Genomic DNA, 13,315 nt, shown 5'->3' with positions numbered 1-13,315 from the left:
TAGGCGCTAATGGCCAGGGCGATGATGCCTACAAGCGGAGACTCGAATGCCGTTAGCTTCCAACATCCAGTGTGCGTAACTCATGCCTCAGCTCGCCAGACATCTCTTTGCCTGCATCAGGAAATTTAGCGTCTCCCCAAATGCTGGCATATGACAACCTTGACTCCAGCCCGACTTCAAGCCACTTAAGTTTGGCGTTGCATCTTTCCGCTCTCCAGGAAAGCTCGTGCCCATTGGTTGAGCCGTTGTCCCCCTGCGGGCAAAATGCGGTATTACGCAAGGAGAAGGCGCCATGGACAGCAAACCTGCAGTCGTGCCAACTGAAAGTCACCTCAAAGAAATGTTGAGTGACTGGGAAACATCAGGAATCCAGTCATTTACCATGACAGAAGCGCTCCAATGGTGTGCCGCGCATTATCCCGATATCGCGCCCCAGCGCTTCAGCGACCTCCTCCGCAACGCGGCAGCCAACCTTAAGAGAGATAGGCAACTTGTCCCCAATCTGGTGTGGCAACTCACCAAGGAGCGCTTCATTCCCTACGATCCAGCCTGCGACCCTACGCCGGGAAGTCGTGACGCCGCCGCCTGGGTCATTCGTCTCGCGCTGCTGAAGCGTTCCGACGTCGTTCAAGGTGAGATCCTCGATCAGTACTGCGCTCTCCTGGCCGCCGCCATTGAGTACCAAAAACTCCCAAACAAGACATCTCAGAAAATAGCTGATGGTCTAGCCGGACTGCTTCGAGCGGGTGACATTGAGAATTTCCTGTCGCAGATTTCGGAACTGGGGGCTGCGGAGTATTTCAGGGCAACCTATCCAGAGGGTTTCAAAAACCATGTTCCGAACCCGGGCAGCTCAAGCACCGGCCCGGACAAAAACTTCGACTTCACGTTCCAAGCTGAGGGCATTTGCTTCAACGTCGAAGTGAAAGCGTTTTCCAAACCCTTTGATGCAAGCGACGAAGGAGGCGCGAAATACTTCTTGCCAGAGCTTGTCAAGCAGTCGCTGTACGACTCCGGTGTCGAAATGACCGCCACCCTTACCCCTGCTATCGGGCGCTTTCTCAGGGATGCGAATGGCCAGTTACTACGCCGCGACGATGACATGAACGTCGTGTTGCTTTGCTGCAACGATCCGGATGAATACGCTGATGTCATGGAAAGTCTGCACGGGCCCTATGGCCTAATTAGGGCTTCCAAGATTGCGGGTGGCAGCTCCCACCTACCCAATTCAGTCGTCCCCAATCTATCACTGATGACCAACATCGATGCCGTGGTGATCTGTCTGACAGGCTTCCTCCATTCGGGCATCGTCAACACCTTGCGATTCAGCCGGGCGTACAAGCTGGATGGCTTAAGTCTCTCAGACCCCCAGCATGCGTGGGATTTCCGCTTCAGCTTCCCATGCGGATTCTGGCTGCACCGCCCCCCAACTGAGCCGCACCGCGAGATTACCTTCCACAAGGTCTTCAACTCGCACCTACAGTTGCTACTGGACTACTACAAGCAGAACAACAAGGATTGGCAGGCTGCGGTCTTCTCGCTGATCAACCACAAGTCGTCGGGATGCGGAGACGAAGCTTAACGCCCTCTCGGGGGTGTCCAGAATCATTGAGCCACAACAAAGATTGATGCTCCTAGGGCGGGAAAGCTAAAGCGTGGCGCAGGGCGAGTGAGCAATTCAAATCTACAACCAAGGAGTGCTGGATAGTGGAGTGGTGGGATGGGATTCAATTGCCCCAGATCGAGCCTGCCGAACCGCCCGAGGCCTATTCAACGGCGTTGGACGCTGTTGCCGCGTTACTAGAACACGAGCGATGCAAGCGCAGTTGGAAGAACTTCCCAATCAACTCGCAAGCGGCCGCCCGTGCAATCAGCGAGGCGCCGGATTACTCTTGGCTTGAGGCCAGCGCCTACTTCAAGTTGGAAACGGCCGTAGCTGGTATAGCTGATTATGATTCCCGCCAAGCTATCAGCATGCATTTATACAGTTGGGCGCAGGACAATTGGCAATTAGTCGAAGGAGAAGCGAGCGCGCTGGCGCTCAAGCTCTTTACAGACCGTAAATTTTTCTCTTCAGAGCATGATGAGTTCTGGACGCACGTCAAACGCTGGGAGCGCCTACGGACTGATCCCGCTATCCGATCAGCGCTGATATCTATACTGCAAGGCGGTAACTCGGAGCCTGAGTCCGCCATAAGCCGGCTGCGTGCACTTCATGGAAGTGAATCAGCAGCTAGAGCAGCCTTCACGGCCATCAAGCTGAGCCACCGAGCCTTCAATGACTGGGATCAACTAGCACAACTGATGGCCGAGTGGGCGGGAGAGGGATGCTGGGGCCAACTGCAGTATCTAATCTGGCGCCAGGACCCCCCGGAGGCGAGCAGTGAGACCGAGCTCACCCCTATCGACGAGGCGGTACGAGAAGTAGCCAGGTTGCTTGCCCAATTCGGCATCCCCGGTAATCGGAAAGCGCCCTTTGATCTCGCCGCGCTCTCAGCAGAAACCAAGGCCACTTGGCGCCGCACCTTGAAGGCAACCATCGGCAATGATGCGGTGCTTCGCCAACTGACTGCCGAGGCAATACTTTGGTTTACCAGCGCTCATGAGGACCGAGCGGCATTGTTCGCAGTCCTGGAGCTGTATGAGGATGAAAGTGATATACAGTCGGATCTAGCTATCTTTCTGACCCATGCCGATGCCTTGGTGCGCCTGCGCGCGGCAACGGTTCGCGACATTATGGTAGCTGAGCCGGACACCATGGAGTTACTGCTATCAAAACGCGCCAGAACTCGTATCCAAACGCCCGAGCCGCCGCCCAGCAAGCCTGCCCGTACCTGGATAGCGGATCCCCGCATTGAGGAGTTGATTGAGCAGACTTTGGATCATGTGGCTGGTCAAGTCGGCACCGCTATTAGCAAGCGGCTGGATATGGGTGAGGAAAGTCATCTAATACTTCTCCTCGACCGCCTCAGCACCGCGTGCGATTCGATTAGTGATCGCCTGGCAGATCTCGCGATAGAGAGCCATGCCAATGAGCGGCTCAGCCTGAGCCTACAATATCGCGTCGTTGGCAAGCACGAAGAGGGCGGGCCTGGAATTGGGGCCGCCAGGTTCTCTGCAGATGTATGTTTGCTATTCGAAGCCCACGAAGCTGGCAACTGCTTTGCTCGCCGAGGTTCGCTGCTCCAGGCCAAGCGCCTGCATCGAACCAAGTCCCGACAAGGCGCAGGGCGTTATCCGATCGACGCGAAACAACTTGCTGACTTGTCTGAACAGACTTTGGCAAGCTTCCTTTTGCTCCTCGGGCCGGAGCACGATGGGGTCAGAATTCCGATCATTCCTGCGCGCCTAGTGCAAGAGCTCATCGGTCGCGGCCAACTCAGCGCGCAGATGTTGCCCTCCCATGCCGCGACGCTCGGTAAGAGTATTGGCACCTGGCTCCTTGAAGACGTGATAGGCCTGTGGACAGGAGATTGGGGCACTGAGATTGTCGAACGTGCGCAAGGCGGTCTAGACCGCGCGCCCTTCATCATGATCAAAGTTGTAGTCGAGCGTGAGCGCCAAGGGCCGGACGGCTGGCAGAACCGATCAAGCTGACCCGCTACATTGCGACACATTTTGGATTAGCAGGGAGAACTTATTTTATTCGAGCCTCATTACCTAGTTGCATTGGTGCTTACCAGTTGGTTGCATTCGAGTTGCTCAACTCACACCAAGGAGGCGACTGGCAAAGAGCGGCCAGAAGCGGCCATTCGAGACCACCTGAGCCGAGCACGAATACCTCTTCGGGAGACAGAATGCCTTACGCTTCCTGCATGACTATTGCTATATAAGTAACTTAGCTCACGGATTTGTCTTGCATCCCTTGTGGCGACGCAGCGCGTCGCCGTCTGGGATGACGCTGCAAGCGTCGCCAGCCCAACACTGTGCCACTAAGGCAGATGATCAGCCCGGCGAGGCTGAAAGCGGTAATCAGGACCTCTCGCAGGCGCGGTCGCTCCAGCAGCGGCTGCCAATCCCAGCTGTGCAGCAGGTTGAACAGCCAGCGGCCGACTCGTTGCCGCTGATCATGGCGCGCGACCATCTCACCGCTGGCGGGATCAAGGTAAATCCAAGTCTGCTCAGGGTCGTCGAAACGCACCCGCAGCACTGGCAGCGGCCGGCGCTCGGCGCCGTACATGCTCTGCGCATCGCGGGCGAAGTAATAGGAATCGAAGCGCTCGAGCCAGTCTTCTTCTACCGGGATGGCAGGTGCCATAGTGCGAGCCGCAGCGAGCAGCTGCTCAGGCGAAAACTGTCGAATGAGTGTCTCGCCCAGCAGGATGCGGCTATCGCCAGATGAGTCGCGCGCCGCGAGAAAGTTGATGCCATTCATGCGGCGCCATTCCATTTCCACGACGTTCAGCTCACCACTAAGCAATTGCAGCGCCCGCGTGACAGGAATTGACACATCCGCGGCCCTTAGGGTGCCACCCTGCATGGTCGTAGCATCAAGGCGCGACCGCCCGTCGGTCACGCTCCACGGACGCATGGACATCAAACCGCTAAAAATCCATGCCACCAGCGCTGTCCCGAACACCAACCCGACGATGTGGTGCCAGCGCAGCCAGCCACCGGAATAAGGGCTGCGCGAGCCGTTACGGTAGGCTTTGCGAAAACGCCAGCGCAGCACGCCGACCACCATGCCCAGCACGGCCATGGCCGTGCCAAGCAGAGACAAACCGATCACCAGGGTGCGCCAGCCATTCTCGAAACCGAAGCCGTCTCGCAGCGGGTATAGCCAGTGCAGCCAGGCGCCCAGCCAGTTCCAGTAACGCTCTTGCAGACTGGCATCACGTACCACTTCGCCGGTTCTGCCTGAGAGATAGAGCCAAGTCTTGTTGGCATCGCGCAGCTCGACGAGATGCAGCGGACGCTCCGTATCGAGTCCGCGCGAATGCGTCCAGACGTCCTCGTCAAACTGGCCGCGGTAGATCAATGGCACATCGGCCTCGTACTGCCGGGCGCCTGCCAGCGCCTGGGTCTCGTTGGCGCGCTCAAGCGGTTCGCCGCCACGGGCATCGAGCGTTACACGACGCCCGTCGACCAGGTCAAGCAGGTAGAACGGTTGTCCGCCCAGGCTGGTCAGGCGCAACCGCTGCAATGGTGACTGCGCCCACTGCGCCGGCAGTTCGGCGCAGCAGGCGGCAGGCAGAACAGGCAGATGCCCGAGGCGCTCGCTCGGCGTCAGCTTGGGATAACCGACGAAAAGCATCACCACTCCAGATACGAACCACAGCGCCATCAGCAGGCACAGGGCGATGCCCAGCCAGCGATGCCAGAGGTAAAGCTGACGCTTGAAGCCCATCAGTAGCGCCACTGCGCAGCCACTTCGAGACTGCGCGGCTCGCCGAGGTAGTACTGGGTGTTGCTTTGATGGATGAACCGAGCGTAAGTCTCGTCGGTGACGTTGCGCAGGCGCGCGCTCAACTCGGTATGGGCGTTCAGGTCATGTTTGAGGAACATCCCATAGAGCGTGTAGGACGGCACCCACATGTTGTTCGCGGTATTGGCGTAGACCGAGGAGACGTAGCGCGCATCAGCCCCGACTTGCCAATCCGGCGCCAGGTCGTAGGTCAGCCATAGGTTGGCAACACGATCCGGAATGTTCACCGGTTGCCTGCCCTTGCGTGAAACCACCACGCCATCGACGGTTTCGTTGAATTCATCGTATTCGGCGCGTACCCAGGCGACATTGCCGGCAGCCAGCAACTGCGGCGTGATCTGGAACGACGCCGCCAGTTCGATGCCTGTGGAGGTCTGCTGGCCAGCCTGCTCGGTGGTATTAGGAACGGTCGAAGACGGCACCGAGACGTTCTTGCGCACGATACGGTAGGCCGCTGCGGTGGCCGATCCACGCCCCTCGAGGAAGGCGAACTTGGTACCGACCTCGACCTGCCGACCGGTGCTCAGGTCTAAATCGCCAACCTGGCCGATACTCGCACTGGTCAGGGTGCCGCCTGGTGGCTCGGCCGACGTGCTGTATTGGGTATATACACTGATGCTATCGGTCAGGTCGTAGACTAGCCCGAGGCGACCGGTGAAGGCGTCCCAACGCCGATCCAGTTGGGCGCTGGCTGCGTGGTCGACCACCTCGAAGTCGATATGGTCGTAGCGCAGCGCGGTGATGAGGGCGAGCCGATCCGTCAGCCGGGTACGGTTTTCGGCGAATGCCGAGCTGGTGTCGATCCATGTGCTACGGCCCTTAGTACGCGGAGCGTCCATGCCGGGGATGTCGAGAAATTGTCCTGGATCGAAGCCATTCGGATCGACCGTATCGAAATCCGCCGATATCGACAGCGGATAGTTGGTCTGCTGGTTGCTGCTGTATTCCACGCCGAGGGCCCAATCGCTGGCCAGGCCGAACAGCGTGTTGGCATGGGTCAGTTCGATACGATTGCCGTTCAACTCCTGATCATGCCGTTGCCGGTAGGCGGCAGAGCGCGTCACCTCGGAATTGTCGGCGTTGTAACGATAGCGTTCGAGGTTGCGGTAATCGCGATTGCCTTTGTAGTGATAGAAAGTGTTGCGCAACTGGGTGGCGTCATCGAAACGGTAGTCCGTGATCGAGCGCAGCCAGCGGGTGCGTTGCTCGTAGCGGCCATCCTCGACGTTGTAGTTGTTGAAGCGGTTGTGCTTGTCGGCATGCAGCGTGCCGCTCAAGGGCTGCAGCACCGGCGAGCCCCAGTACGGGCTGTCTTCCTTTTCCTCCAGGTACTCGATGGCCAGCGTATGAGAGAGCTGGTCATTGATGTCGCTAAGTAGGGAAAAGGCCAGGTTGCCGGCACCGTTCTCCTGGCGATCGATGTAGCCGTTGGTGTGGGTGCGGCTGTAGTCCAGGCGCGCGTAGTGGCGCGGCCCGTCGCCCTCGTGGAGGGCCTGGTTGAGACCGATGGCGGTTTCCCAGGTGTCGTAGCGCGCATAGCTCACCCGCCCTTCGAAACTGTCTTCGTCGCGGCTGGCCAGCTTGGTAATGAAGTTCAGGCTGCCGCCGACCGCACCACTGCCATTGAGAAAGGAGGAGGGTCCACCCAGCAACTCGACACGATCATATATCCAAGCCCCAACGGGACGGGCCGAACCGCCGTATTGCAGGTTGATTCCGTTGAACAACTGGCCGATCTGCGCGCCATTGAAACCACGGTAGGCCACATAACCGCCCCAACCGGGCGGAGCCGAGGCATTTACGCCAGGCAGGGCGTTGGCGGCATCCTGAAAATTGCGTACCCCGATGCGTTCCATGGTGGCTCGGTCAGCCACGCTAACCGATGCTGGGTTTTCGCGGGCACTCAGATTCAGGCGGGAGCCGCTTTCGATAGTCCTGTCCAGGTTAATACCGGTGGCCTCGTCGGGCTCAGCGGCGTCAGCTGTTACGGTATCTGCGGGTAGCGTAAGGGCGTCGCTTTGCGCCCAAGCAAGCGGAGCGCTGCCAACAAGCAGCACGAACGTTGTTGCTCGAAACATGAGAGCTTCCTGAATTGATTTTTTTAACCGACAAGCCCGCCCCCCGGGCATGAAAAACCCGGAGTCGTGAGGGCGAACTTAGTTAGCAGGAAGCAGCTGTGGGGAGGCGCGAGGGTTGGCTGGAGGCCAATGAAAGCGAGGCGATGTCGGTATAACAGACGTAGACGATGGCCGGGCGGGGTTTGTCGGCAACCGGCCGACTAGACCAAACAGGGCGGCAATCATGACCGCGCCAAACAGGCTCGCCACGGCGCAACCCGCCGCGGTAACCGAGTTCATCGACGAGCTGTCGTGGCTCGTCTGAACGTTTTGGATGTGATCGTGCCCATGGCTGCCCCCATGACCGTCCAAGTGCGATGCGGCATGATGATCGACACCGGGCCCGGCAAGCTGGTGGCCTGCCATTTGGCCGTGACAAAACGCACAAGCCAGCCCGGCGATGAAAACACTGAGATAAAGACCCCAGATGATCAGCGGACGTTGATGGCGGGCCAGTTTCATCAGGTGCAGCTCGGTTAGGGTGAAAGCAGTGTATAAAAGCCATGACATGCCAGGCTCGATTCTGTACCCGGCTTCGCAACCATAAGCATCACGAGCGCAGCCGTCTACATTGGCCATGTCGCACCCACGCGTCAGAGTGCCGCGGGCTTGGAACAACGACATGGTGATGACGGCATTTCATGGGAAATTGATCGCTGCTGCGTGGACGAGGTCGCTACGAAGGCAAAAGGCGCAGATTTATTTATTGGGCTGCTGTCCGCTTCTTGCAGAAAGCTGCCGGACGCGAACGGCGGAAATTTGCTAAAGCGAACGTTAGAAACCGCGTATCAGAAGGTTTCTAATAGGCCCGTGCAGCTTTGGAGCGCTGCACGAGCCTGATAGAGACGGACACTAATAAACGATCAGTTGAGCTGCGCCCGTGATGAGATGCAAGGGAACTGCGAGAGCAGGGCGTTGCATCTCTTTCCCCGATACGGACTGCTTTCGGCCCAGGCTGTGTAAAAAAACCGTTCCCCGTTTGATGCTGGAATCTCGCGTTCCAGCCCCAAGGCTACGGGCTATCGAAAGAATTGATGCCCGAGGGAAGGCTAACTTCAGAAGCAGGCTGCGACCCCGCCGCTGGAGTCGGCAAGTTATGGAGGATGTGATGCTGATGCAAGAGCGTAAGAGCGTACCCCCGCGCCAAGTAGGTGGTTGACAAAACCAGGCGGTTGTTCCGGTCTTGCCGGATTTACGCGCCAGATGATCATCAACTCCTTATTCAGGCCTGCCCCGCTGAACGGAATGGCACACAGACTGCCTGCCCGGACTTCCTCTGTTACGGCTGACGCCAGCACCAACGACACTCCTAGTCCAGCCTTGACCGCCTGCTTGACAGCTTCCGTACTGCCCAGTTGCATGGATACTCCGGGCGTGGCACTTCCATCAGGAAAGTAACGGTCAAGCAATCGCCCCGTTCCCGTACCGGACTCTCCGCCAATCAGCTCCATTCCTGCCAGGTGTTCTGGGTTGACCTGGGCCAGCTGCGCGAAGGGATGAGTGGGCGCCACTATCAGCACCAGCGGCTCCCTTTTCCAGCTACGCGCCTGGAAACCATCTAGGGGCTTCCACCATTCCATGACCGCTACATCCAGTTCAGCGTTTTCCAGCTTTTCCGCAATGGCGGGGTTGCTGTCGATGACCAAGTCCAGTTCAGGGCTCTGCTCTGCTGTAATAAAAGATCGCACATACGGCGGCAGCATGTAGATGCCGATATTTGAACTTGCCCCTACGCGCAGATTGCGTCCCTTGATGGCGCGCATGGCGCGGTCATTTAGTTTGAGCATGCTTTTGGCAAAGGGCAGCAGCATCAGTGCCTCTGGTGTCGGCTGGGAGCAGGTGCGTCCACGTACGATCAGGCCCACCTGGAGTTGCTCTTCCAGCTTCCGGATATGCTGTGTCACTGTTGGCTGGGCAATACCCAACCGGTCTGCGGTCGCCTGGAAACTCCGGTGCTGAAGTAAGGCGACCAGGGTCTGGAGCCAGACCAGATTCAGCATGCGGACTCCTCCGCCTCGGCAAGTCGATTGGCGGCGTCCTGTGGCACGCTGCCCTGCAGCGCCTGCAATATGTTTTCTGCCGCCCTGCGCTCAATTGCCAGACGTACCCGGCGCACCGCCGAGCCTATGTGTGCACTGAACAGAGTGTTGGGGTGCGCCAACAGCGCAGGGTGGATCTGCCGAGGCCGATCATCCCTGGCCCAATCCTCCATCTCGAACACATCTGCCGCATAACCACCCAGTTGCCCACAAACCAGCGCATCAAGTACCGCCTGCTCATCCACCACCGACCCCCTGCAGGGATTGATGAGGAAGGCGCCAGTCTTCATCAGGGCGAGACGATTGGCATTGATTGTATGCAGGGTGTGAGAGTTGAGAGCCAATGCCAAGATCACTACATCGGATGTTTCCAGCAGTGCTTCAAGTGAGCAGAACTCAACCCCCAGCGCTGCCTCTTCCTCAGTGTCCAAGGGCTGCATTTCGCTGTAGCGGACCTGCGCGCCCCAGCCTTTGAGTCGTTGTGCCAGCGCTTTGCCGATCGCGCCCATACCAACGATACCTACCGATGATCCTTCGATACCCAGCCCGTAGAACTGCGGCGTCCATCCTTGAAAGTTGCCCGACCTGACATATTCATCGGCGGCTCTGACCTGTCTCGCCAATCCGATCGTCAGCCCAACGGTCAGTTCGGCCGTCGGCGTGGTAAGTAGATCCGGTACAAAGGTCAGCCAGACATCCCGCTGCGTACAGGCCTGCGCATCGAAATTATCGAACCCTTTCAGCGCCGCGCCGACCACCTTGAGTTGCGGACAAGCATCGAGCAAGTGAGCATCAACTCGATCAGGCATGAAAGCCATGATCGCCTGCGCACTGCCGGCTCGGCGTAGTATTTCTTCCCGCGGCAGCGTCTTATCAGTCTGGTTGGTAATCAGCTCGCAATGCGGGGCGAGCAGTTGAAGTGTTTCTTCATGCACTTTGTGGGTTATTACTACGCGTGGTTTCATGTTTCGCTCTTACTTGAATGATTTGCGCAGAACACCGCTGAGCGCGTCTACCAGGGTTACCATCAGCAGGATGACAAGCAGGATCGCCAGAACTTCTTGGTATTGCATGATTCGCAATGAGCCCATGAGCTCAAAACCGATACCCCCCGCGCCGACCATGCCCATCACCGTGGAAGCGCGGAAGTTGTACTCCCAGCGGTATATCGAAACGTCGGCAAACTGTGGCAAAACCTGCGGCAGCACGGCATGGATCAACACTTGCAATCGCGTGGCGCCGGCAGCCCGCGCAGCTTCCACTGGCGCTTCATCCACATGCTCTATGGCTTCGGCAAAGAATTTTCCGACCATGCCTATTGAATGCATCCCTAGCGCCAGGACGCCAGGCAATGCGCCAAAGCCAACCGCTGCGACAAAGATGATGCCCATGATCAGTTCGGGGACTGATCGCAGGCCGTTCAGCACGATCCTCGTCAACTGAAATACCAACGGGTGCGGCGAGGTATTGCGGGCCGCCAGAAATGCGACCGGCAACGACAGGGCGACGGCGATCGCGGTTCCGGCGATACTCATCGCCAACGTATCGATCAGGGGTGAAAGCCAACTTGCGCCATTGCTGAAATCAGGCGGGAAAGACTCCCCGGCCAAAGTCATGATGGCCGGCACGCCCTGCATCAAGGTATCGAAGTCCAATAAGTTCACATACCAGATGGCAATCAGGACCACGCCAAGAGCCGCGGCGGCTTGAACCAGCGTGCGTTTCCAGCCCCGACCGTAATCAGCCAGTGCCTGGTTGTGACCATCCACATCTTTCAAGGCAGCGCTCGAATAAATACTCATGACCACTCCTTACATGGTGGCGAAGTCAAGCCCAAGCAGGCCGCCCATGTTCCGGATGATGTCGTAGTCAGCATCCTCTATTGGTGCAAAAGCCTCGGCCTTAAAGTTCTTCAGAACGGTTGGTTCATTCAGGTTGATGAAGGCATCCCTGATGTCGGACTTGAGATCGGCGTTGAGGTCGGAGCGCATTGCCCAGGGGTATTGCGGATATTCTTTGCTGTAACCAAGCACCTTGATCTTGGAGGCATCGATGAGACCTTTCTCGGACACTTGCTTGAAGATCACTTCCGATAGGCCCCCGGCATCCGCATTGCCGTTGGCTACGTTTACTGCCACCGCATCATGGCCGCCCAGGAAGTGTTGCTGATAATCGTCTCCGGCTTTCAGCCCGGCCTCCATCAGCACCGTTTTGGGAATCAGGTGGCTGGAAGTGGAAGCGCGATCACCGTATGCCATGTTGCGGCCTTTCAGGTCCGCATAGGAATTCACGCCTGATTCGATATTGGCAATCAGCACGGAGCGGTAGGTGGGCTTGCCGTCGACAACCATTGCTGCAAAGGGCTCAATCTCACTTTTGGACTTGGCCAGGACGTAGGACAGCGGACCAAAATAGGCCAGATCAATTCGCCCGAAACGCATTGCCTCGATCATTGAGGAATAGTCTGTGGTGACGATCAGCTGAATCTTCTTGTCCAGCGTGCTCTCAAGATATTCCTTCAGCGGCTGGTTGCGTTTAATCAGCTCCGAGGCGTTCTCATCAGGCAACAGAGCCACCTTGAGTGTATCCGGGTTGTCATCGGCAGCCAGGGTCGAACCAATACCTGCGATCAAGAGGCTTGCGGCCAGCGCTATACGGTTAAGCAATTTCATTGAGCGATCTCCATTCTTAGGACAGGCTGGTTAGCGGAGTTGGGGTTCAGGCGTGTAATGCCGGGGGGCAGAGCTAGCGGAGTGGCCGATCCAGCGGTGGCATAGATACGAGCAAGTTGGCCGTCATTCAGCTCGCGCGGTGCGCCATCAAAAACGATATGTGAGTTGGCCAGCCCGATGATGCGATCGGCGAACCGCTGGGCATACTCCAGCTGATGCAGGGACACCACCGTTGTGATGCCGTCTTCTTCGCAGATGCGTTTGAGTAGCGACAGCACCTTTTCCGAGGTGGCAGGGTCCAGGCTGGCGACGGGCTCATCGGCAAGAATCATGCTGGGTTCCTGAGCCAGCGCACGGGCAATGCCTACCCGTTGCTGCTGGCCACCAGAGAGCTGATCGACCCGCATCAACGCCTTGTCCGCCAAACCTACGCGGTCGAGGCAATGCAGAGCCAGATCAAGATCACGACGGGGCAGCGGGAACAGGCTGCGCCAAGTGCTGTGATACGCCAGCCGTCCCGTCAGCACATTAGCCAGCGCGGTGTGGCGCAGAATCAGTTGGTGATGCTGAAAAACCATTGCGGTCTTGCTGCGATGCTTTCGCAGGTTGGTCCGCGTATCAAGCGGACCAAACTCACCGGATATCACCTGTCCACTGGACGGCTGTACGAGATGATTAAGTGTTCGCAGCAAGGTCGACTTGCCCGCACCGGACAAGCCCAGCAGCACTGTGAACTCGCCCTGGATCAAATCCACAGAGGTTGAGCGCAATGCCACAACACCCCCCGGATAGGTGACGCTCAGATCCTTTACCTTAAGAATAGGATTCGTCACTTGTTTCGGTGCCATTGGATTACCTTTAGCAATGATGTGACACGCTGTATTGCGAATCAGTATCAAACGCTAAGGTTGTTTGATGACGGCAGCGTGACCCTCAGGTGACAGTTTGGGGAAGTTGCAGCCAGTCAGACTGGCGCCAATAGACAGAAACGAAAAAGGCCTGCATTTCTGCAAGCCATTGATTTGTCGCCTACGGCGGAACGGACGCCTAGGGCAGCCTCAG

The 13,315-nt window shown here is 57.9% G+C and carries 10 protein-coding genes; 3 read left to right on the top strand and 7 right to left on the bottom strand.

What is annotated here, in order from left to right:
- Positions 1-292: 292 nt before the first annotated feature.
- Positions 293-1,582 (top strand): hypothetical protein, encoded by a 1,290-nt coding sequence (locus tag ACL0K2_RS04280; protein ID WP_413043872.1) that lies wholly within the window; start codon positions 293-295, stop codon positions 1,580-1,582.
- Positions 1,583-1,707: 125 nt separating this feature from the next.
- Entirely contained in the window at positions 1,708-3,597 is a 1,890-nt protein-coding gene (locus ACL0K2_RS04275) for a hypothetical protein (protein WP_413043871.1), read from the top strand.
- Positions 3,598-3,838: 241 nt separating this feature from the next.
- On the opposite strand, the gene ACL0K2_RS04270 is transcribed toward ACL0K2_RS04275, so the two are convergent.
- Together ACL0K2_RS04270 and ACL0K2_RS04265 are read right to left on the bottom strand one after the other, a co-directional pair.
- Positions 3,839-5,347, bottom strand: coding sequence for a PepSY domain-containing protein (locus ACL0K2_RS04270; protein ID WP_413044438.1), 1,509 nt, complete (start codon positions 5,345-5,347; stop codon positions 3,839-3,841).
- Entirely contained in the window at positions 5,347-7,503 is a 2,157-nt protein-coding gene (locus ACL0K2_RS04265) for a TonB-dependent receptor (RefSeq protein ID WP_413043870.1), read from the bottom strand. The genes ACL0K2_RS04270 and ACL0K2_RS04265 overlap by 1 nt, the downstream gene beginning before the upstream one ends.
- A gap of 291 nt (positions 7,504-7,794) precedes the next feature.
- Between ACL0K2_RS04265 and ACL0K2_RS04260 the strand changes: the two genes are divergently transcribed.
- Positions 7,795-8,022 carry a hypothetical protein gene (locus tag ACL0K2_RS04260; protein ID WP_413043869.1) on the top strand — a complete coding sequence of 76 codons (228 nt, stop codon included), beginning with the start codon at positions 7,795-7,797 and terminating at the stop codon, positions 8,020-8,022.
- A 614-nt stretch (positions 8,023-8,636) separates the two neighbouring features.
- Here the strand turns inward: ACL0K2_RS04260 and ACL0K2_RS04255 are convergent.
- The 5 genes from ACL0K2_RS04255 to phnC are packed head-to-tail and all read right to left on the bottom strand — an operon-like array spanning position 8,637 to position 13,101.
- Positions 8,637-9,542, bottom strand: a complete 906-nt coding sequence (locus tag ACL0K2_RS04255; RefSeq protein WP_413043868.1) for a LysR family transcriptional regulator — start codon at positions 9,540-9,542, stop codon at positions 8,637-8,639.
- Complete coding sequence (locus ACL0K2_RS04250) at positions 9,536-10,546, bottom strand: phosphonate dehydrogenase (protein WP_413043867.1); 1,011 nt, start codon at positions 10,544-10,546, stop codon at positions 9,536-9,538. The genes ACL0K2_RS04255 and ACL0K2_RS04250 overlap by 7 nt, the downstream gene beginning before the upstream one ends.
- A 9-nt stretch (positions 10,547-10,555) precedes the next feature.
- Positions 10,556-11,383 (bottom strand): phosphonate ABC transporter, permease protein PhnE, encoded by an 828-nt coding sequence (gene phnE / locus ACL0K2_RS04245; protein WP_413043866.1) that lies wholly within the window; start codon positions 11,381-11,383, stop codon positions 10,556-10,558.
- 9 nt (positions 11,384-11,392) lie between these two features.
- On the bottom strand, positions 11,393-12,253 hold the full coding sequence (phnD, locus tag ACL0K2_RS04240) for a phosphate/phosphite/phosphonate ABC transporter substrate-binding protein (RefSeq protein ID WP_413043865.1): 861 nt from the start codon (positions 12,251-12,253) through the stop codon (positions 11,393-11,395).
- Positions 12,250-13,101 carry a phosphonate ABC transporter ATP-binding protein gene (gene phnC / locus ACL0K2_RS04235; RefSeq protein ID WP_413044437.1) on the bottom strand — a complete coding sequence of 284 codons (852 nt, stop codon included), beginning with the start codon at positions 13,099-13,101 and terminating at the stop codon, positions 12,250-12,252. Before phnC ends, phnD begins: the two co-directional genes overlap by 4 nt.
- Between the last annotated feature and the right edge of the window lie 214 nt (positions 13,102-13,315).

This window comes from Pseudomonas sp. YJ42, assembly GCF_047225135.1.
GTDB lineage: Bacteria > Pseudomonadota > Gammaproteobacteria > Pseudomonadales > Pseudomonadaceae > Stutzerimonas > Stutzerimonas stutzeri_E.
The sequence above is the reverse complement of the archived record's forward strand: the minus strand, read 5'-3'. Positions and strand labels throughout refer to the sequence as shown.

Coding starts and splice junctions, on each gene's coding strand:
- phnC (WP_413044437.1), bottom strand. CDS start 13,101: ATGGCACCGAAACAAGTGACGAATCCTATTCTTAAGGTAAAGGATCTG.
- ACL0K2_RS04250 (WP_413043867.1), bottom strand. CDS start 10,546: ATGAAACCACGCGTAGTAATAACCCACAAAGTGCATGAAGAAACACTT.
- ACL0K2_RS04265 (WP_413043870.1), bottom strand. CDS start 7,503: ATGTTTCGAGCAACAACGTTCGTGCTGCTTGTTGGCAGCGCTCCGCTT.
- ACL0K2_RS04280 (WP_413043872.1), top strand. CDS start 293: ATGGACAGCAAACCTGCAGTCGTGCCAACTGAAAGTCACCTCAAAGAA.
- ACL0K2_RS04270 (WP_413044438.1), bottom strand. CDS start 5,347: ATGGGCTTCAAGCGTCAGCTTTACCTCTGGCATCGCTGGCTGGGCATC.
- phnE (WP_413043866.1), bottom strand. CDS start 11,383: ATGAGTATTTATTCGAGCGCTGCCTTGAAAGATGTGGATGGTCACAAC.
- ACL0K2_RS04255 (WP_413043868.1), bottom strand. CDS start 9,542: ATGCTGAATCTGGTCTGGCTCCAGACCCTGGTCGCCTTACTTCAGCAC.
- phnD (WP_413043865.1), bottom strand. CDS start 12,253: ATGAAATTGCTTAACCGTATAGCGCTGGCCGCAAGCCTCTTGATCGCA.